25 protein-coding genes and 1 pseudogene are annotated in these 23700 nt (G+C 71.6%); 11 read left to right on the top strand and 15 right to left on the bottom strand.

The window, feature by feature from the left end:
* Positions 1-67: 67 nt before the first annotated feature.
* The 5 genes from HET64_RS06820 to HET64_RS06800 all read right to left on the bottom strand — a co-directional run bounded on the left by HET64_RS06820 (position 68) and on the right by HET64_RS06800 (position 5873).
* Complete coding sequence (locus HET64_RS06820) at positions 68-1630, bottom strand: alpha/beta hydrolase (protein WP_215103135.1); 1563 nt, start codon at positions 1628-1630, stop codon at positions 68-70.
* A gap of 128 nt (positions 1631-1758) precedes the next feature.
* Positions 1759-2826 carry a TIGR04222 domain-containing membrane protein gene (locus HET64_RS06815; protein WP_215103148.1) on the bottom strand — a complete coding sequence of 356 codons (1068 nt, stop codon included), beginning with the start codon at positions 2824-2826 and terminating at the stop codon, positions 1759-1761.
* A 5-nt stretch (positions 2827-2831) separates the two neighbouring features.
* Positions 2832-4136: a DUF692 domain-containing protein gene (locus HET64_RS06810; RefSeq protein ID WP_215103134.1), complete on the bottom strand. Its 1305-nt coding sequence runs from the start codon at positions 4134-4136 to the stop codon at positions 2832-2834.
* Positions 4137-4259: 123 nt separating this feature from the next.
* Positions 4260-5006, bottom strand: coding sequence for a DUF4142 domain-containing protein (locus tag HET64_RS06805; protein ID WP_215103147.1), 747 nt, complete (start codon positions 5004-5006; stop codon positions 4260-4262).
* 138 nt (positions 5007-5144) lie between these two features.
* Entirely contained in the window at positions 5145-5873 is a 729-nt protein-coding gene (locus tag HET64_RS06800; RefSeq protein WP_215103133.1) for a peptidyl-tRNA hydrolase, read from the bottom strand.
* Between the two features lie 71 nt (positions 5874-5944).
* Here HET64_RS06800 and HET64_RS06795 point away from each other — a divergent pair, with 71 nt between their 5' ends.
* The 4 genes and pseudogenes from HET64_RS06795 (at position 5945) to HET64_RS06780 (ending at position 7412) form a co-directional block, all read left to right on the top strand.
* Positions 5945-6619, top strand: coding sequence for an AIM24 family protein (locus tag HET64_RS06795; protein ID WP_215103132.1), 675 nt, complete (start codon positions 5945-5947; stop codon positions 6617-6619).
* A 16-nt stretch (positions 6620-6635) separates the two neighbouring features.
* Positions 6636-6761, top strand: a pseudogene (locus HET64_RS40010) (ABC transporter); the annotation flags it as partial.
* 85 nt (positions 6762-6846) lie between these two features.
* Entirely contained in the window at positions 6847-7200 is a 354-nt protein-coding gene (locus HET64_RS06785) for a hypothetical protein (RefSeq protein WP_374105543.1), read from the top strand.
* A gap of 8 nt (positions 7201-7208) precedes the next feature.
* A complete protein-coding gene (locus HET64_RS06780) occupies positions 7209-7412 on the top strand; it encodes a hypothetical protein (protein ID WP_308369871.1) in 204 nt (67 codons plus the stop codon).
* Positions 7413-7484: 72 nt separating this feature from the next.
* Here HET64_RS06780 and HET64_RS06775 read toward each other — a convergent pair whose 3' ends face one another.
* From HET64_RS06775 to zapE, 5 genes are all read right to left on the bottom strand, one after another.
* Entirely contained in the window at positions 7485-9191 is a 1707-nt protein-coding gene (locus tag HET64_RS06775) for a discoidin domain-containing protein (RefSeq protein ID WP_215103130.1), read from the bottom strand.
* A gap of 179 nt (positions 9192-9370) precedes the next feature.
* A complete protein-coding gene (locus HET64_RS06770) occupies positions 9371-10216 on the bottom strand; it encodes a polysaccharide deacetylase family protein (RefSeq protein WP_215103146.1) in 846 nt (281 codons plus the stop codon).
* A 134-nt stretch (positions 10217-10350) separates the two neighbouring features.
* Positions 10351-11724 (bottom strand): alkaline phosphatase PhoX, encoded by a 1374-nt coding sequence (locus tag HET64_RS06765; protein ID WP_215103129.1) that lies wholly within the window; start codon positions 11722-11724, stop codon positions 10351-10353.
* 139 nt (positions 11725-11863) lie between these two features.
* Positions 11864-12289, bottom strand: coding sequence for an OsmC family protein (locus HET64_RS06760; protein WP_215103128.1), 426 nt, complete (start codon positions 12287-12289; stop codon positions 11864-11866).
* A 92-nt stretch (positions 12290-12381) separates the two neighbouring features.
* Positions 12382-13476: a cell division protein ZapE gene (gene zapE / locus HET64_RS06755; RefSeq protein ID WP_215103127.1), complete on the bottom strand. Its 1095-nt coding sequence runs from the start codon at positions 13474-13476 to the stop codon at positions 12382-12384.
* Between the two features lie 37 nt (positions 13477-13513).
* Between zapE and HET64_RS06750 the strand changes: the two genes are divergently transcribed.
* The 4 genes from HET64_RS06750 to msrB all read left to right on the top strand — a co-directional run bounded on the left by HET64_RS06750 (position 13514) and on the right by msrB (position 16874).
* Complete coding sequence (locus tag HET64_RS06750; protein ID WP_215103126.1) at positions 13514-14332, top strand: pyrimidine reductase family protein; 819 nt, start codon at positions 13514-13516, stop codon at positions 14330-14332.
* A gap of 163 nt (positions 14333-14495) precedes the next feature.
* Positions 14496-14948 carry an indole-3-glycerol phosphate synthase gene (locus HET64_RS06745; RefSeq protein WP_215103125.1) on the top strand — a complete coding sequence of 151 codons (453 nt, stop codon included), beginning with the start codon at positions 14496-14498 and terminating at the stop codon, positions 14946-14948.
* 67 nt (positions 14949-15015) lie between these two features.
* Positions 15016-16416, top strand: a complete 1401-nt coding sequence (murC, locus tag HET64_RS06740; RefSeq protein WP_215103124.1) for a UDP-N-acetylmuramate--L-alanine ligase — start codon at positions 15016-15018, stop codon at positions 16414-16416.
* A 50-nt stretch (positions 16417-16466) separates the two neighbouring features.
* The gene (gene msrB / locus HET64_RS06735; RefSeq protein WP_215103123.1) at positions 16467-16874 is read left to right on the top strand and encodes a peptide-methionine (R)-S-oxide reductase MsrB; all 408 of its coding nucleotides are present in this window, start codon (positions 16467-16469) and stop codon (positions 16872-16874) included.
* Positions 16875-16952: 78 nt separating this feature from the next.
* Here msrB and HET64_RS06730 read toward each other — a convergent pair whose 3' ends face one another.
* Both HET64_RS06730 and HET64_RS06725 read right to left on the bottom strand, forming a co-directional pair.
* Positions 16953-17609, bottom strand: coding sequence for an SIMPL domain-containing protein (locus tag HET64_RS06730; RefSeq protein WP_215103145.1), 657 nt, complete (start codon positions 17607-17609; stop codon positions 16953-16955).
* A gap of 56 nt (positions 17610-17665) precedes the next feature.
* The gene (locus HET64_RS06725; RefSeq protein ID WP_215103122.1) at positions 17666-18139 is read right to left on the bottom strand and encodes a hypothetical protein; all 474 of its coding nucleotides are present in this window, start codon (positions 18137-18139) and stop codon (positions 17666-17668) included.
* Between the two features lie 175 nt (positions 18140-18314).
* On the opposite strand from HET64_RS06725, the gene HET64_RS06720 reads away from it, so the two are divergent.
* Positions 18315-20168, top strand: coding sequence for an alkyl/aryl-sulfatase (locus tag HET64_RS06720; RefSeq protein WP_215103121.1), 1854 nt, complete (start codon positions 18315-18317; stop codon positions 20166-20168).
* Positions 20169-20179: 11 nt separating this feature from the next.
* The gene (locus tag HET64_RS06715) at positions 20180-21037 is read left to right on the top strand and encodes a trimeric intracellular cation channel family protein (RefSeq protein ID WP_251144894.1); all 858 of its coding nucleotides are present in this window, start codon (positions 20180-20182) and stop codon (positions 21035-21037) included.
* Between the two features lie 22 nt (positions 21038-21059).
* Here the strand turns inward: HET64_RS06715 and HET64_RS06710 are convergent, their stop codons facing one another.
* Both HET64_RS06710 and HET64_RS06705 read right to left on the bottom strand, forming a co-directional pair.
* Positions 21060-21305: a DUF397 domain-containing protein gene (locus HET64_RS06710; protein ID WP_215103120.1), complete on the bottom strand. Its 246-nt coding sequence runs from the start codon at positions 21303-21305 to the stop codon at positions 21060-21062.
* Complete coding sequence (locus HET64_RS06705) at positions 21302-22180, bottom strand: helix-turn-helix transcriptional regulator (RefSeq protein ID WP_215103119.1); 879 nt, start codon at positions 22178-22180, stop codon at positions 21302-21304. The genes HET64_RS06710 and HET64_RS06705 overlap by 4 nt, the downstream gene beginning before the upstream one ends.
* Before the next feature lie 154 nt (positions 22181-22334).
* On the opposite strand from HET64_RS06705, the gene HET64_RS06700 reads away from it, so the two are divergent.
* The gene (locus HET64_RS06700) at positions 22335-22796 is read left to right on the top strand and encodes an ATP-binding protein (protein WP_215103118.1); all 462 of its coding nucleotides are present in this window, start codon (positions 22335-22337) and stop codon (positions 22794-22796) included.
* A 3-nt stretch (positions 22797-22799) separates the two neighbouring features.
* Here the strand turns inward: HET64_RS06700 and HET64_RS06695 are convergent, their stop codons facing one another.
* Positions 22800-23669 (bottom strand): peptidoglycan DD-metalloendopeptidase family protein, encoded by an 870-nt coding sequence (locus HET64_RS06695; protein ID WP_215103117.1) that lies wholly within the window; start codon positions 23667-23669, stop codon positions 22800-22802.
* Positions 23670-23700 lie beyond the last annotated feature (31 nt).

The raw sequence follows: 23700 nt of genomic DNA, 5'->3' as shown, positions 1-23700 counted from the left end.
CGGGTTCGGCTTCGGGGGCCGTCGCACCGTGATGGTGCGGCGGCCCCCGCTCCGTACGCGCTCCGCGTCAGTCCAGCGACACCGGGTTCGGCTCCGGGTGCGCGGCACAGTCCGCACCCCGCCCCGGCACCTCACCGGTCAGCAGATACCGGCGCAGATGGTCGTCGACGCAGGTGTTCCCGGCCCCGCCGATGCCATGCGTCCCGGCGTCCCGCTCGGTCACCAGCGACGACCCGGGCAGCCGCTTGCGCAGCTCCAGCGCCCCCTTGTACGGGGTCGCCGCGTCCCGCTCCGCCGCCAGGATCAGCACCGGCGGCAGCTCGCCCCACCGTGTCCCGACCTCCAGCGGCCGCTGCCGGGGCGCGGGCCAGAAGGCGCACGGCAGGTTGGCGAAGGCGTTGTCCCAGGTCTCGAACGGCGCGACGCGCGCCAGGTCCGTGTGGTCGCGGTCCCACACCTCGAAGTCCTCGGGCCAGGGCGCGTCGTTGCACTCGACGGCCGTGTACACCGCCTGGGCGTTCTCGTTGTCCTTCGCCGCCACCGTGCGCGGGGAGGCCTGCGCGACCAGCGGCTCCGGGTTGCCTCGGACGTACTCCGAGAGCGCCGTCGCCCGCATCGCCCAGTAGTCGTCGTAGTAACCGGCCCCCAGGAAGGCCGAGTGCAGCTGCCCCGGCCCGACCTTCCCGCCCGCGGGCTTCTCCGCCAGCTCGGCGCGCACCTCGTCGTAGTGCCGCTGCACCGACTCGGGTGTGTCCCCCAGGTGGTAGACGTCGTCGTGCTTGGCCACCCAGCGGCGGAAGTCCTCCCAGCGCGCCTCGAAGGCCAGCGACTGGCCCATGTTGGAGCGGTACCAGATCTGCTCCGGGTCCGGGTCGACCACCGAGTCGAAGACCATGCGCCGTACGTGGGAGGGGAACAGCGTCGCGTACAGCGCGCCGAAGTACGTCCCGTAGGACGCCCCCATGAAGGTCAGCCGCTCCTCGCCGAGCGCGGCCCGCAGGACGTCCAGGTCACGGGCGTTGTTCAGCGACGTGTAGTGCCGCAGCGTCTCGCCCGCGCGGAGCGCGCAGCCCTCCGCGTACGCCTTCGCCCGGGCGACGCGCCGCTCCTTGTACTCCCGCGTCGGATGCGTCGGCGCGTCGGTCGGGCCCTTCGTGTACGCCGCCGGGTCCTGGCAGGTCAGCGGGGCGGAGGAGCCGTTCACCCCGCGCGGGGCGTAGCCGACCAGGTCGTACGCCTCGGCGATCTCCTTCCACTCCGGCAGCTCCCCGGCCATCGGGAAGGTGATGCTGGAGGCGCCGGGCCCGCCCGGGTTGTAGACGAACGCGCCCTGCCGGCTTTCGGGCGGGCCGGTGGCCCCGGTGCGGCTGACCGTCAGTTCGAGCTGTCTCCCGTCCGGTTCGGCGTAGTCGAGGGGCACCTTCACCGTGCCGCACTTCAGGGAGTCCGGGAGCATCTCCTTCTCCGGGCAGGAGACGAAATCGATCCCGGCGGCCGTGGCGCGGGCGGCGGCGATCGCGGTGCCCCGGGCCTCGGCGGAGCCCCGGCCCTCACGGGCCCCGGCGGGAGCGACGGCCAGGGCGGACAGGACCAGGGAGCCGATCGATGTGTACAGCGCAGCAGTTCTCACGCGCGGTGCCTCTCTGCGGATGCGGAGAGGGATGGTCCGGCGGGCGGGACGTGATGTCCAGCACCGCCCGAGCATGTCCGTGATCGTGACCCTGATGGGCGGTCAGCCCCGCCGGTAAAGGGCCCGGTTCAGGAGCCGCCGCCCCCGCCGCAGCTCGATCCGCCCGAGCTGCCGCCGCAACTGGAGCCTCCCGAGCCGGAGCCCCCGCAGCTCGAACCGCCGCCGCCCCCGCAGCCGGACCCCGAGGAACATCCGGAGCCGCCCCCACAGCTCGATCCGGAACCGCCTCCGCTGGACCCTCCGCAACTGGAGCCGCCGGGACTGGAGGCGGCGCACCAGACCGTCGCCACCGCGAAGGCCGACGCCCCTGCCGTACTCCCCGCGTACCCGGGCCGCCCGCTCCCCGCGAAGCCGGACCGTGTCCGCCTCGCCGACGCGCTCAGGCGGCTCGCCGCGACCAGTTGCTCCCACAGCGCCCGGTCCGGGAGCGCGCGCAGCCCCCGCGTGGCGACCAGGTGGGCCGGGGTCTCCGGGTGGACCGGGGCGGCCCGGCACGCCTGGGCGGCCCGGCGGCCCGCTCCGGTGATCCGCTTGGCCGCGGCCGAGGCGACGACGAGCCCGCTGATCCCGCCGAGCAGGATCGCGGGCAGCACCTTCAGGACGAACGGGACCGGCATGCTCAGGCTCACGTCCGTCGTCACGTACTGGAGGACGGTGAGGACGATCGACAGCGGGAGTGCGACGAAGCAGCTCACTCCCTGGATCAGCCCCCAACGTCGTACGGGGCGGCCCTCGCCGGGCGGAACCAGCAGGCCCCGCTGCGCCAGCCCGTCACCGATCTCCTGCACGGCCGGGTGGCGCATCACCGCGTCCCGCACCAGGTGCAGGGCGCCGCTCGGAGCGGTGGAGAGCTCCTGGAACACGGCGCGTTCCACCGGGTCGTTCGCCATCGGATGCCGTACGGAGATGATGCCGGGCCCGCCGATGAGCACCCGGCCGTCCGTGTGCAGGGCGGTGAGTGCGGTGTTCGCGACCCCGGCCGGACCGCCGGTCAGGAAGGCCGCCTCGTAGACGTCGTGGACGGCGGGGAAACGGCCGGCCGACGGGATGCGGGACCGGGAGACGGCCGATCTCGTGATGAGGAGCACGGTGGAGACGACGACCGCGAGGGTTGCCAGCAGCGCGAGGAGGTTCATGGCGGTCACTTCCCCACGAGGGCGGCACGGGCCGCCCGGACCAGACGGGTGCCACGACGCGGCGGCCGGGCGCCCGACCGGTCCTGCCACCAGTACGTCAGCCGGCGTCGCGCCGCCGGGTCGGCGGGCCCGCCCGCGACGAGCACGTGCTCGGCGAAGTCCAGGGCGTCGCGCCGGTACCCGCCGGACATCGGGCGGCCCCCGGCGTACGCGAGGAAAGCGGCGCGGTAGCCGTCGCCGAGGATCTCCGGCAGCTCCGGCGCCACCTTGGCGACGACGTCCGCGCGCTTGGCGGCCAGCGCCCGGCTCTGCACCCGCAGCCGCCGGTGGTCGAAGCCCTCGGGGGCCGGGGTTCCCGCCACCAGCGCGGAGAGCAGCGCGGTCTGCGCGACGGCGGTACGGTCGCGGGTCCCGGCCGGCACGGGGGCGGCGGGCGGAGGGCCCTCGCTCCGTACGGCGGGGCGCGGACCCTCGGCCGGAGCCGGGGGGGCCGCCTTCCGCAGCGTCGCCCGGATGGCGTCCAGTTCGCCCGCCAGTTCCCCGGCCGGCGGGAAGGCGTCGTCGCGCTCCAGCAGCACGCCCGGGGGGTCGACCCGGGAGCGCAGCTCGGCCAGCACCTGAAGGACCGGAGCGGTCACCGGGTGGGCGTGCGTGTCGTGCCAGACGCCGTTCCTCTCGACCCCGCCCGCCACATGGACGTACGCGATGGCCTCCACCGGCAGTTCGTCCAGCGCCTTCGCCGGATCCTGGCCGAGGTTGACGTGGTTGGTGTGCAGGTTCGCCACGTCGATCAGCAGCCGCACCCCGGTCCGCTCGACCAGCTCCGCGAGGAACTGCCCCTCGGTCAGCTCCTCGCCCGGCCAGGTGATCAGCGCCGCGATGTTCTCCAGGGCGAGGGGCACCGGCAGCGAGTCCTGCGCGATCCGCACGTTCTCGCACAGCACGTCCAGCGCGTCCCAGGTGCGCGGCACCGGCAGCAGGTGCCCCGCCTCCAGCCTCGGTGAGGCGGTCAGCGGCCCCCCGGCCCGTACGAACGCGATGTGCTCGGTCACCAGCGGCGTCCCCAGCAGCTCGGCGCGCGCCGCGAGGGAGGCGAGGCGCACGGGGTCCGGGCGGTCGGCGCCGCCGAGCCCGAGCGCCACCCCGTGCGGTACGACGCGCACGCCGCGTTTCCGGAGCCGTACGAGGGAGTCCGGGAGGTGGCCGTCGCAGAGGTTCTCCGCGACGGCCTCGACCCAGTCGATCCCCGTCAGCGCCTCCACCTCGTCCGCGATCTCCGGCCGCCAGCCGATGCCGATGCCCAGTTCCATGGCGTTTCCCCCGTCCCCCGTACACCTCGTTCTGTTCAGGGGTCATGGCCCCGTCAGGCGGCGATGAACCCGACCAGGGGGACGTTCAGAGCTGGATTTGAGGTTCCCGGGCCCTTGCCCTCGTCAGGGCATCGGCATCATCGTGGGCGGCACCGGACGTGAGGTGAAGGACTGGTCGCCGGTCGGCGTCACCGGCAGCGGGACCTGCGGCGCCTGCCCGTCCCGGGGCATCGACGGGCCCGAGGGGCCGGCCGTCGACCCGCCCGCCGCCTCCCGCGCCAGGGCGTCGAAGTCGACGAAGCCGGTGGCCTCCAGCATGGTGATGTGGTCCAGCACCGTCTGGTTGGCGTCGCTCGCGAGCTGCCGGATCAGCGTGTTCCGGGTGGTGTGGCGGACCTGGCCGATCAGGCCGAAGACCTTGCCGTGGGCGGCCCGCAGGATGTTGGCGAACTTCCGCTCGTACGCGTCCCCGCTCGCCGCCGTCAGCTCCGCGAGCCACGCCTGCTGCTGCTCCGTCGGCTGGTTGGGCAGCTCGACCCCGAGCTTCGCCGCCACGTCCCGGGCCCGCCGGTCCAGGTCCGTGTGCCCGACGACCAGATGGTCCCCGGCGGCCTTCGTCGCCTCGCTGGGCGCCCGCTCGATCGCCTGCTGCCCGGCGGGCAGCTCCCACAGCCCGGCGAGCCGCACCTTGACCAGGAAGTCCCGGTCGGTCGCGGACAGGGGCCCCCACTGGGTGGCGACGCTGGAGGCGTTGAGCCGGGCCTCGCCGGTGCCCGAACGGTCCGCATAGGACCAGACGGGGAAGGCGAGCGCGCCGAGTGTGGCGACCAGCGCCGCGATGATGAGGGCCGTTCCGTTGATGCGTCGCAACAAGGTGTCTCCCGGGCCGAGGCGTGACAGCGTCGAACAGGCGTCGATCAACCGCCAACCGACTGGCCGTGCAGGCTACTTGGCGGTAATGCCGACAGGGGGCAGTACCGGGAGATACGGAGCAGGAACGAGAAGTGTTCAGCGGCGCAGCGCCGGGTGGTCGGCGACCACCGTGCAGGACCCCGGAGCGACCTCGGTGAACCCCGCGTCGCGCACCACCGGCAGCCCGCTCACCGTCAGCTCCCGCCAGCGCTCCGCACCGGGGGTGGCGACGGAGAGCGGGAACCCGGCCTCGCGCCACGCCTTGCGCTCGGTGTCGGACAGCTCCCACCAGGCGAGCTGCGCCCCGTGCCCGACCTGGGCCATCGTCTTGCCCGCCGACATGTCGACTTCGGGGTTGAGCCACAGCACCGGCCCGGAGAGATCGGGCGCGGCGGGCGGCTCGGCGTCCTCCAGATCCGTCCCCGACACCTGGAGCTTGGCCAGCTCCTTGGGCCAGCCGTCCAGCGGGATCGGCGGGAACACCCGTACCTCCGCGCCGTCCTCACCCGTCACCGTGATGCCGTCCAGCGCGGCGGCCTTGCGCCACTCCGCGCCGCGCGCCCGGCGCACGACCTTACGGATCCGGGCGTCCTGCCAGTCCCGCATCGCCCCGGACCACTCGCCGTCGCCCAGGGACCGCTCGTCGGAGAGGATCGTCAGCACCGCACGGGCGGCGCTCCGCAGCGCGTCGGTACGGGCGGGCGGGGCCGTCTTCTCCAGGTGGAGCACCAGGGGCAGCACGAACTGCCGCGCCTGGTCGCGGTCGGTCGGACCGTCGTGGAACGGGCTCTCGGGGGTGGGGGCGGGAGTGTCGTTGCTGGTCACCGTCCCAGTCTGCCAGGCCGGACCCGTCACCTGCTTGGCGGAACGACCGGGTCCGGGTGAGGATGCTCCGCATGAAGAGCGATCTCTTTTCCAGCGACCACATGGCCCAGCCGGCCACCGCCCCCGGCATGACCCTGCAGAACACCAAATCGATCAAGTACGCCGTCAACGGGGAGATGCACGCCCGGCAGGGTTCGATGATCGCCTTCCGCGGCAACCTCCAGTTCGAGCGCAAGGGCCAGGGCATCGGCGGCATGCTCAAGCGCGCGGTGACGGGCGAGGGCCTGGCGCTCATGGCCGTCCGGGGTCAGGGCGAGGCGTGGTTCGCGCACGAGGCGGCGAACTGTTTCATCGTCGAGCTGGACCAGGGCGACTCCATCACCATCAACGGCCGCAACGTCCTCTGCTTCGACCCCACGCTCGCCTACGAGATCAAGACCGTGAAGGGCGCCGGAATGGTCGGCGGCGGCCTCTTCAACAGCGTGTTCACGGGCTACGGCAAGCTCGGCCTGATGTGTGAGGGCACCCCGATCGTGATCCCCGTGACCGGTGCCCAGCCGGTGTACGTGGACACGGACGCGGTCGTCGGCTGGAGCCAGCAGCTCACGACCAGCCTGAACCGCTCGCAGAGCGTCGGCTCGATGGTGCGCGGCGGGTCCGGCGAGGCCGTCCAGCTGATGCTCCAGGGCGAGGGCTTCGTCATCGTGCGGCCCAGCGAGGCCAGGCCCGAGAAGACCTCCAACTGATCCTGGAACTCAAAGCCTGGGCCGGATCCACGGGCTGCGGAGTGCCGAGGCGAAGCGGCGGGCGGGGGAGTGGCTGACCCGGTTCGGGGCGGCGGACCACGCCCGTACCCCGCTCGGCGAACTCTCCAAGGGCACCAGCCAGAAGGTCGCCGTCGCCCAGGCGCTGCTCGCCCAACCGGATCTGCTGGTCCTGGACGAGGCCTGGACCGGCCTCGACACCGCCGCCCGTGCCGAACTGGACCGCGCCGTGGCGGAACGCGTCGCGGCGGGCGCCACCGTGGTCTTCGTCGACCGCCGTCCTGTGCTGCGTGCTGCTGGGCGCGGCCGTGGGGGCGCTGAGCACCCGTCCGGTGCCGCTCCGCCGGGGCTGGTCCGTCGCGGCGGCCGTGCTCGGGTCCCTCCTCGGGTCCCTCCTCGCCCTCGTGACCACCGGATCCCCGGCGCGCCAAGCGGTCACCTCCCTGGTCACCGGAGAGCGGACCGGAACGGTCCAGCCGCCCGTCCTGCCCCTGCTCGGGGCGGTGGCCCTCGCCGCGGCGCTGGCGTTGCTCGGCTGCCGGACCGCAGCCCGGCGCGGGTGAGTAGGCTCGTGGGCGTGGACACCGATGACCCGTACTGCGAGACCCCGGGGACCGTCGCACCGGCCCCGGCGGGCGGTGCCGCCGAGGGCCCTCCGTACGCCGAGTGCGTGCTGTGCCGCGAGCCGACCGAATACCCGGAGTCCACGAAGGGCGCCACGCTCTGCCCGGTCTGCGCCTGGCAGGAGGCGGGCCGGACGGCCTGCTCCGGCTAGGAGGTGTCCCCCGGGGCGCCCGGATCGAGGGGCGCCCCGGGGAACACCCGCCCCGGGCGTCCCGCCGAACCGTCAGGGCGTCGCGTAGACGCTCAACCCGGAAAGCTGCGCGGCGGGCCATGACGTGTTGGCCGTGATCTGCACACGCAGATACCGCACCGGAGCCTGCGGGAAGGTCACCGTGACCGTGTTCCCCGTCGCCGGGTCGAAGCGGCGGCCGGCCGAGGCGCTGAGCGCCGCGTAGACGGCGCCGTCGGCCGATCCGGTCACCGCGAGCGTCTGGGTGCGAGCGTCCCAGGCGGCGACCGGCGGGAGGGTGAGCACCACCCGGGTGACCGGACGCACCGTGCCCAGGTCGACCTGGACCGACTGCGGCAGGGCCTGGTTGGCGCTCTCCCAGTAGCTGTGCGGGTCACCGTCGACCGCGTTGCCCGCCCCGTAGTCCTGGGTGTGGCTGGTGGCGGTGACCGGCCTGCGCAGTGCGAGGTCGCCGGTCGGCGGCGGGTCGACGGGGCCGCCGGTGGTGGTCGGGGTGGGGCGGACCGGGGTGAGCGCCAGCTCCCCCTTGAGGAGCCGGCCGCCGTCCCCGGTGAGGCGCAGGTAGTAGTCCGAGGAGCAGGGGGTGCCGTCCTCGTCGAGGGCGCGGATGCCGGAGCCCGCCGGCACCTGGGCGGCGGTCTCGGCGGTCTTGGCGATCTGGTTGCCCTCGTTGTACTCGTCGAACATCGAGACGTAGATGCCCTGCACGCCGATCCGCTTCATGTTGTAGAACTGCCGCCACATGAAGTCGCCGTGCGCCCGGTGCCCGGACTGGAGGTCGCCGGGCAGCACGCACGGCTGGTAGTCGATGCCGTGGGCGTCGCACTCGGCCTGGTCGGGGGTGTTGACGTTGGCGTGGAAGTGGTCGGCGTCCGCGATGGTGGCGATCCGGCCGACCATCCAGGGCGAGATCATGTCGAAGGCGTGGTAGACGCCGAGGAAGCCGGGCCGGGAGTCCTCGACCCCGCGCCGCCAGTGGGTCGGCACCCCGCCCATCACGTAACAGCCCTGTTCCTTGAACCAGTTGACGACGTCCAGGCACACCTCGGCGGACCAGGCCTTGTTCGGTTCGTTGAAGCCGAAGCCCCAGATGCCGACGACGGGCCTGCCGTTCTGCCGGGCATAGGCGGGGGACGCGGTGAGCGCCCGCATCTTCGCGGTCCAGTCCGCCTTCATCTCCGGCTGCATGTTCGTCCAGGCGGTGGCGTCGTACATGACGTAGAACTTCCGCCCGTGCCGCTCGGCCGCCTCGCGGACCTTGACGGCCATGTCGTCGCGGGTCGCGCCCTCGCCGCCGTTGGGGTTGAAGCGCTGGAGAGCGGCGGTGTCGATGCCGTACGCGCGCATCCAGGAGAAGTGGGTGTCGACCGTCTGCTGGTCGTAGGAGGAGAACAGCGTCGCGGGCGCTCCGTTGCCGAGGGCGGGATAGGCGCTGCGATAGGTGCGGGTGTAGTCGCGCACGTCGGGCCAGCTCACGATGGCGGTGTTGGAGGGTGACGGGGGCAGGCCCCAGTCGTGCGACCAGTGCCACCAGCCGTTGATCGGCGCGCCGTCGCCGGAACACGCGAACCAGCCCTGGTACCCGACGGTGATCCTGCCGACGACGTCCCCGGGTGGGGAGGCGGCGGGCGCGGCCCGCGGAACGGGTCCGGCCTGCGCGGCGGACGGGACGAGACCGACGGCCAGGGTGCCGGTCCCGGCGACGGCGGTGGCTATGACGGTCCGTCTGGAGAGTGCCATGGTGACGTCCTTTCGAGTGGGGAGCGAAGGGAGAGCGGAGCGGGCTCACGTCATGCGGCTCTGAGGCGTGTGGGGGTGGTGAATGCCAGAAGGCTAGAAGCCGCTCCGCATGAAGTCCATGAGTCTGCGCAAAAAACAAAGATTCGCGAGCAAAATGCGGAACTCCCCACTCGGAGGGGTCAGCCCTCCATCAACTCCGACACCTTCACGAAGCGGTAGCCGCGCTCGCGCAGTTCCGGCACGATCCGGCGGACGGCCGCCTCGGTGGCCGGGGCCGCGCTGCGGGTGCAGTGCATCACCACGAGGGAGCCCGGCCGCACCCCGTCCAGCACCTGCTCGGCCACCGCGTCCGCGTCCGTGGCGAAGGCGTCGCCGCTGACCACGTCCCACTGCACCGCCGTCACGTTCGCCGGGGCCAGCGCGCGCAGCGCCGTGTCGTCGTAACAGCCGCCGGGGAAACGGAAGTACGGCACCACGTTCCGCGCCCCCGCCTTCCGGAACGCCGTGAAGGCACGCTTTACCTCGCGGGCCATCGTGTCCTTCCCGACCACCGGCAGGCCGTAACAGGGGGAGCTGAAGGCGTGGTGGCTGTAGGAGTGGTTGGCGATCTCGAACAGCGGGTCCGTGCCGATGGCCTTCGCCTGCGCCGGGTACTCCTCGGCCCAGCGCCCGGTCATGAAGACGGTGGAGGGCACCTTCAGTCGGCGCAGCAGCGCGACCAGTTCCGGGTTGTCGAAGCGTTCGCCGGAGGCCGCCCGGGCGCCTTGGCCGGCCGTCATGTCGGCGTCGAACGTCAGCGCCACGACCTTCTCCGTCGCGCGGCCGGCCGCGCTCCCGCCCGTCGGCCTCCGCTCGAAGACCGGGGTGCGGCCCGCCGGGCCGGGGGCCATCGTCGGCGGCTTCTCCGGTGCGGCGGAGGCCGTGGGGGCGGTTGGGGGAGCGGGTGCGGGGGCAGGGCCCCCGCACCCGGCCAGGGCGGCGCCGGCCAGTACCCCCGCGACCGTCAGAGTCGTCGTCTTCCGCATCTTCCGCGCAGCAGTGATCACTCACGGAAAATAACGGAAAATGTCTGATAATCAGGTCATATAGGGCGGTGGTGTTCCGGTGTCTGGCGGAGCGTCACCGCCCCGGTCACCTCCGGAGCGCCGCCCCGGCTACCTCAGCACCACGGCCCCGTCACCGCGAACGTCGTCCCCGGCGTATAGCAGTTCACGTACATCGTCGAGCCGTCCGGGGAGAAGGCGACCCCCGCGAACTCCCCCCACTCCGGCTCCTCGGGCGTCCCGATGTTCTGCCGCCCGCGCGCCATGGTGTACACCTCGCCGCGCCGGGTCACCCCGAGCACGTGCTGCGCGCCGCCGCCGTCCTCACAGACCATCAGCCCGCCGTCGGCCGCCAGGCAGATGTTGTCGGGGGACTCGCCGGGCAGCTGGATGTCGGTGTCCGGGCCGAAGATCACGACCAGGGTGAGCCGCCGCTTCTTCGGCTCGTAGCGCCAGACCTGGCCATAGTGGTCGGCCGCCGAACCCTCCTCGCTGCGGGCGAAGCTGGAGACGAAGTAGACGGACGAGCCGCCCCAGTAGCAGCCCTCCAGCTTCTGGGCGTGCGTGACGCCCTTCGGGCCGAAGTCCTGGAAGCGGATCGCGGTCTCCGCGGCCAGCGGATCCGGTACGGGGACCCACTCGATCCGGTCGAAGCTCGTACCGGTCTCCTGGACGGAGGAGAGGTCGGGCACGCCCGGCACCCGCATCGCCTCCAGCACACCGCCCGCCCGGAGCGAACCGGTGCCGCCGAGCGGCTTCTCGGGAAGGAAGCGGTAGAAGAGCCCGAACGGCTTGTCGAACGCGTCCTCCGTCTCGTACACGATCCCGGACTTCGGGTCGACGGCGATCGCCTCGTGCTGGAAGCGTCCCATCGCGGTCAGCGGGACGGCCCCGGTGCGGCGCGGATCGGCGCCGTCCACCTCGAAGATGAAGCCGTGGTCCTTGGTGTACCCGTTGGTCCCGGCCTTGTCCTCGTTCTCCTCACAGGTCAGCCAGGTGCGCCAGGGGGTGGGCCCGCCCGCGCAGTTGACCGCCGTACCGGCGATGGCGACGCGCTCGCCGAGCACCTTGTTGCGGCCGTCCAGCTCCAGGGACGTGCAGCCGCCCTTGGCCGCCGGGTCGTAGGTCAGCCCCTCGACGGTCGGTACGCCGATCTTGGCGGTGTGCCGGTTCTCGTGGTTGCGGACGAGGTGGACCCGGCCGTTGCGGCCGGGCAGCGCGGCCATCCCGTCGTGGTTGCCGGGCACCGGGCCCTCGCCGGAGCGCAGCGGTTCGCCCTCCCGGGACAGCACCCGGTAGCGGAATCCCTTCGGCAGGTCGAGCAGGCCGGCGGGGTCGGGGACGAGCGGGCCGTAGCCGTCGTGGCCGCGCGCGGCGGCCGTGCCCGCGAAGAGCTCGGAGAAGGCTCCCGTGAAGGCGATCGCGGCGGCTGCGCCGCTGCCTGCCAGGACCTGGCGTCGTGTCGCGGTGGAGCGGGGTGCGGATGACATGAGGTGACTCCCTGTTGGCGGACAGGTGAAGTGACCCGCACGTGTGTAGCACGCACAGAGGCGCGGGGGAACCATGCGCGCCCCCGCGCCCCGTGTTGCCGCTGTGGCGACCCCGACGGGAGCAGCCGTACGCGGAAGGTCAGGCGAGCGAGGCCGTCAGGGTGATCGTCGTGCCGGTGAGCGCCTGGCTGACCGGGCAGTTCGCCTTGGCGTCCTCGGCGGCCTTCAGGAAGCCGTCCTCGTCGAGACCGGGCACCTCGCCCACGACGGTGAGGTGGATGCCGGTGATGCCCGTACCGGGCTGGAAGGTCACCTCGGCCTTGGTCTCCAGGCGGGTCGACGGGGTGCCGGCCCCGGCGAGGCCGTGGGAGAGCGCCATCGAGAAGCAGCTGGAGTGGGCGGCGGCGATGAGCTCCTCGGGGCTCGTCTTCCCGTTCGCCTGTTCCGAGCGGGCGGGCCAGGAGACGGGGTAGTCGCCGATGCCGGAGGAGTCGAAGGTGACGACCCCCTTGCCCTCGATCAGGTTGCCTTCCCAATTCGTGTGCGCCTGGCGCGTGGTAGCCATGCTGGATCCCTTCGAACGGTGTGCGCGGTTGGTACGGGATAAGACGGGGCATCACACAGCGTGCGGTGTCCCGTTGCGTTACGCCCCCGAACCTACTGCGCCACCAGCCCCTTCGCGTCACGCGCCAGTGCTGTCAGCCGGGAGATCGCCCGGAAGTACTTCTTCCGGTACCCCCCGTTCAGCATCTCGTCGCTGAACAGCCGGTCGAACGGCAGCCCCGAGGCGAGCACCGGGACCTCCCGGTCGTACAGCCGGTCCGCCAGCACCACCAGGCGCAGCGCGGTCGACTGGTCGGGCACCGCGCTCACCCCGGTCAGACAGACCGCGCCGAGATCGTCGGTCAGCGCGCCGTACCGGCTCGGGTGGACCCGGGCCAGGTGGTCCAGCAGCCCGGGGAAGTCGTCGAGGGACGCGCCCGGAGTGGCGTACGCGGCCCGGGTGACCTGCTCGTCGTCGTACGGCGGCGGGGCTTCGGGCAGACCGCGGTGCCGGTAGTCCTCGCCGTCGATGCGCAGGGGGCGGAAGTGCGCGGAAAGGCCCTGGATCTCGCGCAGGAAGTCGGCGGCGGCGAACCGGCCCTCGCCGAGCTTGCCCGGCAGCGTGTTCGAGGTCGCGGCGAGCGCCACCCCGGCCTCCACGAGCCGGCTGAGCAGCGAGGACACCAGCACGGTGTCGCCCGGGTCGTCGAGCTCGAACTCGTCGATGCACAGCAGCCGGTGCCCGCTGAGGGTCCGCACGGTCTGCTGGAAGCCCAGCGCGCCCACGAGGTTCGTCAGCTCCACGAACGTGCCGAACGCCTTCAGCGACGGCTCGGCGGGCGTGGCGTGCCAGAGGGAGGCCAGCAGGTGGGTCTTGCCGACGCCGTAGCCCCCGTCGAGATACACGCCGCGCGGCCCGGCCGGAGCGGCCGGCTTCTTGCTCCCGAACCACTTGCGACGGCCGGACCCCGTCGCGTGCGCCCCGCCGAGCCCGGCGGCGAAGCCCGCCAGGACCGTGACGGCCTCGCTCTGGCTGGGCTGGTTCGGGTCCGGGACGTAGGTGTCGAAGCGCACCGAGTCGAAGCGCGGCGGAGGCACCATCTCGGCGACCAGACGGTCTGCGGGAACGTGCGGCTCACGGGCGCACAGGGACAGCGGGGCCGTTTTGGCAAGGGGGCTCTGCCCCGGAAACGCGGTGGATGACGACACAACTCTCCACCCTAAGGCTCATGCCAGACTGCAACCCATGCGAAGCCTGTTCCCTGTGACGGACCTGACAGAAAGCGCCTCGGGAGCGGAGGACCCGTCCGGGCCGCTCATCGACCGCGAGTGGAGCCTCGACGAGCTGGCGGACGCCTACGCCTACCCCACCGGCCTCCCGGCCGAAGGGCCCGCGACCCCCTGGCTGCGCGCCAACATGGTCTCCACCCTCGACGGGGCGGCCCAGCACGACGGCCGCTCCCAGGGCATCTCCTGCGCGGCGGACATGCGGATCTTCGGCACCCTGCGGGGCCTGGCCGACGTGGTGATCGCCGGGGCCGGGACCGTACGCCTGGAGGGGTACCGTCCGGCCCGCGCCAGGGAGGCGTTCGCCGCGCGGCGGGCCGCCGCCGGACAGGGCCCCGCTCCCGCCGTCGCGGTGGTGAGCGGCTCCCTGGACCTGGACTTCTCGCTGCCGCTGTTCACCGAGCCGCTCGTCCCGACGCTCGTGGTGACCGGGGACGGGGCCCCGGCCGGCCGGATCGCGGAGGCCCGGAAGGCGGGCGCCGAGGTGGTGATCGCGGGCGAGGGCGCCCGGGTGGACCCGGCCCGTGTCGTGCGCGCGCTGGCCGACCGGGGGCTTACCCGGCAGCTCACCGAGGGCGGGCCCCTGCTGCTCGGCCAGTTCGTGGCGGCCGGTGTGCTGGACGAGCTGTGCCTGACGGTCTCCCCGATGCTGACCGCCGGCGACGCCCAGCGGATCGCGGGGGGTCCCGGGGTCACCGTGCCGGAACGTTTTTTCCTGGCATCGCTGCTGGAAGAGGCCGGGTTCCTCTTCACTCGGTACCGTCGGACCGACAGATAGCGGAATTTATCGTTCCGCTTAGCTCCGGCTGGGCACACTTACCCCTGCAGTCCCCGTGGAGGCACGGGGAAGGATGGTTTCAGCAAACGACCGTCGACGGTCGAGCCGGCAGTCGACGAGAAGAAGAAGCGGAAGGGCGCCTGTCGTGTTCACAAGCGTTTTGATGATCGAGAAGCCGCTCACTCCCGAGGACGTGGAATTTGTCACCACCCTCCACGGCGAGGAGCGGATCTCGTTCGTCGTTCTGTTGCAGCCGCGCGGTGACCAGGCCGATGTCCTGCTGCGCGCGATCGACGACGTGGCGATGGGGGAGCTGAAGGAAGCGGTCCGCGAGGGCGAGGAGCCGGAGGGCGACGAGGCCCGCGAGACCGCGCAGATCGGCCTGGAGTACTCCCTCCGGGCCCTGCGCGACGCGGGCTCCGAAGCGATCGGACAGGTGATCGAGAATCACCCCCTGGACAAACTGACGACCGTCGTCGAGGAGGCGGGCGCGGACGAGGTCATCGTCCTGACCGCCCCGCACTACGTCGAGGAGTTCTTCCACCGCGACTGGGCCTCCCGCGCCCGGCACAAGGTCGGCGTCCCGGTGCTCAAGCTCTTCGCGCACAGCGAATAGGCTGGCCCCGCGGTCCGGGACGGCACCCGGCCGCCGTCCGAACCGCAGCGATCACGCAGGAGCACAGATGGCACCCGGCATTCCCGCCGCCATGGAACGACCCCACTTCATCGGCATCGGCGGCGCCGGAATGTCGGGCATCGCGAAGATCCTCGCCCAGCGCGGGGCGAAGGTGGCGGGCAGCGACGCGAAGGAGTCCGCCACCGCCGAGTCCCTGCGGGCGCTGGGGGCGACCGTGCACATCGGACACGCGCCGGGCCACCTGGCCGACGACGCGTCCTGCGTGGTCGTCTCCAGCGCCATCCGCGCCGACAACCCGGAGCTGCTCCGCGCGAACGAGCTGTCGATCCCCGTCGTGCACCGCTCGGACGCGCTGGCCTCCCTGATGAACGGCCTGCGCGCCATCGCGGTCGCCGGCACCCACGGCAAGACGACCACGACGTCGATGCTGGCCGTCGCCCTCTCCACGCTGGGCCTGGCCCCCTCGTACGCCATCGGCGGCGACCTGGAGGGCCCCGGCACCAACGCCACGCACGGCGAGGGGGACATCTTCGTCGCCGAGGCGGACGAGAGCGACCGCAGCTTCCAGAAGTACGACCCCGAGGTCGCGATCGTCCTCAACGTCGAGCTGGACCACCACGCCAACTACGCCTCGATGGACGAGATCTACGACTCCTTCGAGACGTTCGTCGGCAAGGTCGTCCCCGGCGGCACCCTGGTCGTCTCCGCCGACCAGCCCGGCGCGGTCGAGCTGACCCGCCGGGTCCGCGACCTCTCCGACCTCAAGGTCGTCACCTACGGCTCCGCCGAGAACGCCGACGTACGCGTCCACAAGGTCACCCCGCGCGGCCTGACCAGTGAGGTCACGGTCCTCCTCAACGGCAGGTTCCTGACCTTCACCGTCTCGGTGCCCGGCAGCCACTACGCCCACAACGCGGTCGCCGCCCTCGCCGCCGGCGTCGCCCTCGGCATCCCGGCGCACAACCTGGCCTCCGCGCTCGGCAGCTACACCGGGGTCAAGCGCCGCCTCCAGCTCAAGGGCGAGGCGGCGGGCGTGCAGGTCATCGACTCGTACGCGCACCACCCCACCGAGATGACCGCCGACCTGGAGGCCATGCGCGGTGCGGCCGCCGACGCCCGCATCCTGGTCGTCTTCCAGCCGCACCTGTTCTCCCGTACCCAGGAGCTGGGCACCGAGATGGGCCAGGCCCTCGCGCTGGCCGACGCCTCCGTGGTCCTGGACATCTATCCGGCCCGCGAGGACCCGATCCCGGGCATCACCAGCGCCCTGATCATCGACGCGGCGAAGGCGGCGGGCGCCGAGGTCACCGCCGTCCACGACCAGGCCGACGTACCCGCCGCCGTCGCGGGAATGGCGAAGCCCGGCGATCTCGTTCTCACCATGGGAGCGGGCGATGTCACCGACCTCGGCCCGCGCATCCTGGACCACCTGTCGAGCGGCCGGTAGCCGAGTGGCGACCGGATCGAGCGACCACCTGTCGAGCTGAGGAGCGAGCCGTGTCGTACGACGTCGAGAAGCCGGACGAGCAGTGGCGGGAAGAGCTGTCCCCCGCCGAGTACGCGGTGCTGCGCCAGGCCGGCACCGAACCCGCCTTCGTGGGTGAGTACACCGACACCAAGACGGCGGGCGTCTACTCCTGCCGGGCCTGCGACGCGGAGCTGTTCCGCTCCGACACCAAGTTCGAGTCGCACTGCGGCTGGCCGTCGTTCTACGACCCGAAGGACACCGACGCGGTCGAGCTGGTCGAGGACCGCAGCCACGGCACGGTCCGCACCGAGGTGCGCTGCTCCCGCTGCGGCTCGCACCTGGGCCACGTCTTCGAGGGCGAGGGCTACCCCACCCCGACGGACCAGCGCTACTGCATCAACTCGATCTCGCTGACCCTGGCGCCGGACGGGAGCTGAGAGCGGCCCGACAGGGAGGGCCAGGAGCTCGCACCGCGGGCCGCGGGCTCCGGGCCCTCCCTGTCGGCTCCGGGCGTCTCAGCTCACGACGTCCTCGATGATCGAGAAGCCGATGACGACTCCCGCGGTGACCGTGACCCTGCCGGGCGTGAGGTCTCCCTCGCCGTTGCCCCCCGCGCTCGTGCCGTGCGAGCGGTAGCTGTTCTGCAACTGCTCGGAGTCCACGTCCTTGATGTGGACGACCTTGCCGAGCCGGACACCGGCGGCCTCCGCGTAGAGCGCCGCCTTCTCACGAGCGGCGGCCACGGCGGCCCTGCGCGCCTCGGCGCGGAGTTCCTTCTTCGTCCGCACGTCGAACTCGACGCCGCCGACCTCGTTCGCCCCGGCCTCCACGACGTCGACCAGTACGGCTTCCAGGGTGTCCAGAGCACGCAGCTCGATCACGAAGGACGCCGTGCACTCGTAACCGACGAACTTGCGCTCGCCGCCGTAGACGTAGGAGGACTCCAGGTTCAGCCGGGACGTGGACACGTGCCGGTCCGGCACGCCGTGGCCACGCACGACCTCCCGGACCTGGTTGACGCCGCGCCGGGTGACCTCGAACGCCTCTCCGGCCTGCTGCCGGGTCTCCTTGATCGCTACCCGGAGTCGCGCCACGTCAGGGGCGGCGTCGATGCTCGCCGCGCCGAAGACGGATATGCCCCAGGGTGTCTCTACGGACTGGTCGATTCTCATGCGGCTCATCCAAGCAGCAGAAGGTCCGTCCGCACGGGCCCTTTACGGACAGCGGATCACTGCTCGTCGTCCCCGCCGTCGGACGCCTCGGACCGCAGCAGCGGGTGGATCACACCGGGGAAGACCCTGGCCAGCACGACCTCCTCGGCCGACCCACCCCGGACGACGGTCTCGGCGACGCCCCAGGGCCGACCGGCCAGGTGGATGGTCAGGGTGTACGAGGAGGAGCAGCCGGTGCACTCGTAGCGGTCGGCCCAGGTCTCGACGTCGGTGGTGGAGCCCGGGTAGCGCTTCACGTGCCGGTGGCGGGCGTGGCAGTGGTCGCACGTCTCGCCCGGCTCGCAGGTGCCGCCGCACGGACACGGCACGTCGAAGCTGTCGGCGGGCTTCCAGCGCTGCACGAGGACGGCCTCGCGGGTCGCGCCCATGTCCTTCATGGCCTTGAGGTTGCGGGCGGCGACGTTGTACGACTCGCCGGTGGCGGCCATCCGGTCACGGATGACGTCCTTGCGTCCGCGGTTGGTCGTCATGTTGCTCCTCCTGGGTTCACGCAGCCCGCCAGGAGGCCCATGAGTCAATCAGTCAGTACCTCTTTACGTTACCCGCCCGGCACCGGCGCACGGACCGGGCGGGCGTCCGTTCGCGCGGGTGGACACCACGGGACACGTGATGCGAGTCCGGGCGATATGGGGTCTTCTGGGCTACATGCCCTCCACGGATGAACCCTCCACGAATGATCTCGACTACGCGGACACGTCCGACTTCGACGACGCCGAGCGGGGCTTCGTCGCCGCCCTCTCCCCGGCGGTGATCCGGACGGAGGACGGCCGGGTGGTCTGGGACGGGGACGCGTACGGGTTCCTGGACGAGGAGTGCCCGCCCAGCGCGCACCCGAGCCTGTGGCGGCAGAGCCGGCTGTGCGCCAAGCAGGGCCTGTTCGAGGTGACGACGGGGATCTACCAGGTCCGCAACCTCGATCTGTCGAACATGACGCTGGTCGAGGGCGACACCGGCGTCATCGTCATCGACCCGCTGATCTCGGCGGAGACCGCGGCCGCCGCTCTCGCGCTCTACCGTGAGCACCGCGGCGACCGCCCGGTCACGGGACTGATCTACACCCACTCCCACGGCGACCACTTCGGCGGCTCCCGCGGGGTGCTGCCGCACGGCCACGCCCCCGTACCGGTGATCGCCCCCGCCGGGTTCCTGGAGCACGCCGTGGCGGAGAACGTGTACGCGGGCGGCGCGATGACCCGCCGCGCGGTCTACATGTACGGCGCCGAGCTGAAGAAGGGGCCCGCCGGGCAGATCGGCGCCGGCCTTGGCATGACGACGTCCACGGGCACCATCACCCTGGTCCCGCCGACGGTGGACATCACCCGCACGGGCCAGGAGGAGACCGTCGACGGGGTGCGGATCGTGTTCCAGATGACGCCGGACACCGAGGCGCCCTCGGAGATGAACTTCTCCTTCCCCGACCGGCGCGCCCTGTGCATGGCGGAGAACGCGACGCACAACATGCACAACATCCTGACCCTGCGCGGGGCGGTGGTCCGCGACACCCGCATCTGGGCGCACTACCTGGACGAGGCGATCACCCTGTTCGGCGACCGGGCCGAGGTCGCGTTCGCCTCCCACCACTGGCCCACCTGGGGCCGGGACCGCATCGTCGACCACCTGGCGGGCCAGCGCGACATGTGGGCGTACCTCCATGACCAGACCCTGCGCATGACCAACCAGGGACTGACAGGGCCGGAGATCGCCGAGCGGATCGAACTTCCGCCCGTGATCGCGAACCGGTGGGCGAACCGGGGCTACTACGGTTCCGTCAGCCACAACGCCAAGGCCATCTACCAGCGCTACATGGGCTGGTTCGACGGCAATCCGGCCCACCTCTGGGAGCACCCGCCCGTCGAGCAGGCCCAGCGGTTCGCCGCCGACTACGGCGGTGTGCCGGCACTGGTGGCCAAGGGCGAGGAGTACGCGGCCTCGGGGGATCTGCGGTTCGCCGCGACGCTGCTGGGGCACGCGGTCTTCGCCGCGCCCGGCGACTCGCTCGCCAAGCAGGCGCTGGCGTCGGTGTACGAGAAGCTGGGCTTCGGCGCGGAGAACGCCACCTGGCGCAACTTCTACCTGATGGGCGCCCAGGAACTGCGCGGCACCATCGCGCACACCTCGCTGGAGACGACCAACCCCGAGATGGCGATGGCCCTGACCGTCGACATGCTCATCGACTCGCTCGCTGTCCGCGTCGACGGCCCCCGGGCGTGGGACGAGAAGCTCACCATGACCTGGAACGTCACCGACGAGGGCCGCGCCTGGCACCTCCTGCTGTCCAACGGAGCCCTCACCCACCGCAGCACCGATGCCGCCGCCGGGGCGACCGGACCGGTACCGGCCGCCGACCTGACCTTGACCCTGACCAAACCGCAACTGCTCGGGGTCCTCGCCGGCAAGGGACTCGACGGCGTCGGCGTCCAGGGCGACCCGCAGGTCTTCGCGACCCTCGCCGGGCTGCTCGACACCCCCGACCCCGACTTCCCCCTCGTCACGCCTTGACCATCGAGGCCTTGCACGCGCCGGCCGAGGTGATGACGGCGCACCTGGCGATCGGCACCGTCGGTTTCGGGTCGTTCGAGTTCACGGGTGGCGGCACGTTCATCAACCTGGTCGCGGCGACCACCAACGCTCTCAACGGGGCCCTGCTGGCCCGCCGTCCCGACCACTACAAGAACTTCACCGTGGTCGGCATCCTGCTCATGGCGCTGCTCGGCGGCATCGGCGGCGGAATCAGCCGCGACGTCATGGTCGGCCGCGTACCGGCGGCACTGACCAACTCCTCGTACGTCGTGCTGTGCCTGATCGCCGGATACCTCGGACACCGACTGGCCTACTCCCAGGGGCAGCTGTTCCGCGAAGGGCTCTTCCAGTTCGTCACGTCCTTCGCCCTGCCCTGGTACGCCATCGTCGGCGCGCAGACCGGGGCGGACGTCGGCCTGCCTGTCCTGGGCTCCCTCGTCCTCGCCGTCGTGGGCCCCACGGCGGGGCGCTTCCTGATCGACGTCTCCTGCGGCGTCCCGCCCAAGCAGTTCGTCCGAGGCGAGTGGTTCGTCGCCGTCGCCGCGCTGACCGGCGCCGTGTGGATCGCCCTCGACCAGGCGGGGCTGCCTCGCGCCGCGAGTGCTCCGCTCGCGTTCATGGTCGGCTTCACCGTCCGCCTCACCGCCCTGTACCGGGGCTGGGAGGAGCCCCTGGCCGCCGAACCCGCCGGCGTCTACCGCCACGACGACGGCCGCCCCCTCCTCGGCCGCAAGATCGCGGGCAGGTCCACCCGCGAACTGCGCCTGCTGGGCCTGACCGTCGAACCCGACGAGCAGGGGCCACCCGCTGCGGGACCCGCGCGGGGTGACTACGGTGGTCGACCGTGATCCGGCGGTCGAGCGTGCTTGCTCAGCCCTGGGAGGCGTAGGCGAGGAAGTGGGTCCAGGAGGTCGGGGCGAGGGCGAGCTGCGGGCTTGCGTCGAGCTTGGAGTCGCGGACGTGGACGGTGGAGGGGCAGGCGGCGACCTCGACGCAGTCGTCGCCGGAGCCGCTGCTGTAGCTCGACTTGTGCCACTCCAGGGCGACCTCCACACAGGAGTCTCCGTCGCCGCTGCTGTAACTGCTCTTGAACCAGGCCAGGGGTGTGGCGCTCATCTCGCTCCTCGCATCCGCCGCATCAGGCTCTTGGAGTCGTCCAACGAGAGAGCCTGTGAACGCATACTGGCACACCGCATCTGGATCACGCTGATCGCTTTGGGGTCGGAAACGAACTGCCCGTGCGCCTGCCCTTCCAAGTAACCGAACCATTGGTGATCCGGCGTCTCCAGTAGCTGCACGGGGCCGCCGAGACCAGCGTGATGATGCCGTACCAGCGGCATGATCTGGATATCCACATTGCGCAGCTCGGACAGGTCGAGGACGTGGTCGATCAGCTCCCTGGTGACCACTTCGCCGCCCAAGTCCCGCAGGAACAGATGCTCTTCGAGGATGAAGCTGAACGAGGTGTTGGGTCGGTTCCGCAGCAGCTGCTGACGTTCCAGCCTGGCTGCGAGTTGGGCCTCGATCTGCTCGTCATCGAGCGGAGGCAACTGGTTGGTGAAAAGCGTCCGCGCGTACGCCGGCGTTTGCAACAGCCCCGGAATCAACCGGCACTCGTAGGTGTAAAGGCTCAGGGCCTCCAGCTCCAGCAGAGCCCACTGCCGGAACCAACTCGCCAGCCCCTTCCGCCGCGTCAGATGCTTTGCCGCCGCCAGGATCACCCCGAACGCGTCGAGAATGTTGTCCGCGCGTTCCGCGAAGTCGGGCGGCGGGAGGCGGCGGCCCTGCTCGACGGAGGCGACGGTCTCGGGTGAGTACCCGACGAGCGGGGCGAACTGTTCCTGCGTCAGCCGTGCCCGCTTGCGGAAGGTCTTGACGACTTCCCCGAACATCTTGAGGCTGTACTGCGGTTCCGGCTCGGGACTGCGCCCGCTGCCGTTGCCGAAGGTCCCGTAGATCGGGCTGTCGATGCTGTCCGTGCCGTGCGTCATGTACGGCCACCTCCCCGTGCGCCTGTCCTGGTCCGCGACCCGTCCATGCTCACGGAACGTGACCCGTACCGTCCACCCTTCGCACCCGTACGCTGACTCAGCGTACGGGTTGCTGACCTGGTGAGGAGAGCGGTGAAGCCCGGAATCTGGGGGCATGGAAGCACTCACGAAGCCCCAACCCGAGGTAACCGTACGTGTGTTCAAGCGTCAATTCGACGCGGATCCACGCGGTGCCCGGCTCGCCCGCCGCGTCGGGCTCCACAAGCTGCACACCTGGGGCATCCCGTACCTCAGTGACGCCTCGGAGTCGGCGGCCCTGATCATCGGTGAGCTGACGGCCAACGCGGCGACCCATGGACGCGTCCCCGACCGCGACTTCGAACTGCGCCTGTCGCACCTGCCCGGCGACCCGGAGACGCCCGGCCTCCTGCGGATCGAGGTGTCCGACACCCGGGGCGAGTGCCGGCCGCCCGGTCCCGGCGAGATCGCCGCGCCGGAGGACAGCTCCGACAGCGGGCGCGGGCTGCTGATCGTGGACGCCCTGGCCGACCGCTGGGCCGTTCTCGACCGCAGCCCGGGCAAGACGGTCCGGGCGGAGCTGGACCTGCTGTACTGACGCTCAGTCCCAGTTGTTCTGGTTGAGGAAGCGGGCGAAGCCGCGCCAGGAGTTGGGTCCCATCGCGCCGTCGATCGGGCCGGTGTAGCCGTGTGACGCGGCCAGGCGCTGGACCGCCGCCCAGGAGTTGGGGCCCATCACTCCATCGATCGGGCCGGTATAGCCCCAGCCGCGCAGACTGCGCTGGAGCGCCGCGTAGGTGTTCGGGCCGGGAACACCGTCGATCGGGCCGGTGTAACCGGATGTGATCCGCAGCCAGTTCTGCGCCCGCCGCCACATGACGGGCCCGGGAACGCCGTCCTGCTCCGTCGTCGACTTCGGCAGGCCGCCATTGCCGCCGCCCAGGTGGTCCAGTGGATTGACCCGGGTGCCCCCGGGGGTGATCAGGTGCCAATGGACGTGCGGTCCGTCGGAGCTTCCGGACCCGGGTGCGCCGGGAGCGCCGCCGGAGAGGCCGACGATGCCGCCCTTGCCGATCGAGGAGCCGTTGGCCAGCGAGAACTGCGACAGGTGCATGTACTGCGTCCGGTACCCGTCGCTGTGGGTGATGGTCACGGTGTGACCGCCGGTGCCGTTGTTCGGGATGTTGGTGACGGTGCCTGCGCCTGCGGCCGGCAGCGGGGTGCCGACGGACATCGCATAGTCGAGCCCGCCCAACGAGCCCCGGTCGAGGTGGTCCTGCCAGCCGTCGGTGTGCGGGTAGCCGGTGAACGGGTGGTAGATGTCCACCGCCTGCGCGGGACCGGCCAGGAGCAGGCTGCCGCCGGTGACCAGACCGAACGTGGTGACCGAACCGCGCAGCAGGGTGCGCCGACTGAGTCCGGGGCGTGGTCGGTCCCTGGTCCCGTCATCGGATCCGTGGTGATCGCACACGTCAACTCCTCGTCTGCACAGGCGACTTGAT

The organism is Streptomyces sp. McG3 (assembly GCF_018619185.1).
Classification (GTDB): Bacteria; Actinomycetota; Actinomycetes; order Streptomycetales; family Streptomycetaceae; genus Streptomyces.
The sequence above is the reverse complement of the archived record's forward strand: the minus strand, read 5'-3'. Positions and strand labels throughout refer to the sequence as shown.

Bases quoted from the DNA above. Each gene is read 5' to 3' on its own strand.
- HET64_RS06815 (WP_215103148.1), bottom strand. From the start codon at position 2,826: ATGAACCTCCTCGCGCTGCTGGCAACCCTCGCGGTCGTCGTCTCCACC.
- HET64_RS06810 (WP_215103134.1), bottom strand. From the start codon at position 4,136: ATGGAACTGGGCATCGGCATCGGCTGGCGGCCGGAGATCGCGGACGAG.
- HET64_RS06795 (WP_215103132.1), top strand. From the start codon at position 5,945: ATGAAGAGCGATCTCTTTTCCAGCGACCACATGGCCCAGCCGGCCACC.
- HET64_RS06775 (WP_215103130.1), bottom strand. From the start codon at position 9,191: ATGGCACTCTCCAGACGGACCGTCATAGCCACCGCCGTCGCCGGGACC.
- HET64_RS06770 (WP_215103146.1), bottom strand. From the start codon at position 10,216: ATGCGGAAGACGACGACTCTGACGGTCGCGGGGGTACTGGCCGGCGCC.
- HET64_RS06765 (WP_215103129.1), bottom strand. From the start codon at position 11,724: ATGTCATCCGCACCCCGCTCCACCGCGACACGACGCCAGGTCCTGGCA.
- HET64_RS06760 (WP_215103128.1), bottom strand. From the start codon at position 12,289: ATGGCTACCACGCGCCAGGCGCACACGAATTGGGAAGGCAACCTGATC.
- HET64_RS06750 (WP_215103126.1), top strand. From the start codon at position 13,514: ATGCGAAGCCTGTTCCCTGTGACGGACCTGACAGAAAGCGCCTCGGGA.
- HET64_RS06745 (WP_215103125.1), top strand. From the start codon at position 14,496: ATGATCGAGAAGCCGCTCACTCCCGAGGACGTGGAATTTGTCACCACC.
- murC (WP_215103124.1), top strand. From the start codon at position 15,016: ATGGCACCCGGCATTCCCGCCGCCATGGAACGACCCCACTTCATCGGC.
- HET64_RS06730 (WP_215103145.1), bottom strand. From the start codon at position 17,609: ATGAGAATCGACCAGTCCGTAGAGACACCCTGGGGCATATCCGTCTTC.
- HET64_RS06725 (WP_215103122.1), bottom strand. From the start codon at position 18,139: ATGACGACCAACCGCGGACGCAAGGACGTCATCCGTGACCGGATGGCC.
- HET64_RS06720 (WP_215103121.1), top strand. From the start codon at position 18,315: ATGCCCTCCACGGATGAACCCTCCACGAATGATCTCGACTACGCGGAC.
- HET64_RS06710 (WP_215103120.1), bottom strand. From the start codon at position 21,305: ATGAGCGCCACACCCCTGGCCTGGTTCAAGAGCAGTTACAGCAGCGGC.
- HET64_RS06705 (WP_215103119.1), bottom strand. From the start codon at position 22,180: ATGACGCACGGCACGGACAGCATCGACAGCCCGATCTACGGGACCTTC.
- HET64_RS06700 (WP_215103118.1), top strand. From the start codon at position 22,335: ATGGAAGCACTCACGAAGCCCCAACCCGAGGTAACCGTACGTGTGTTC.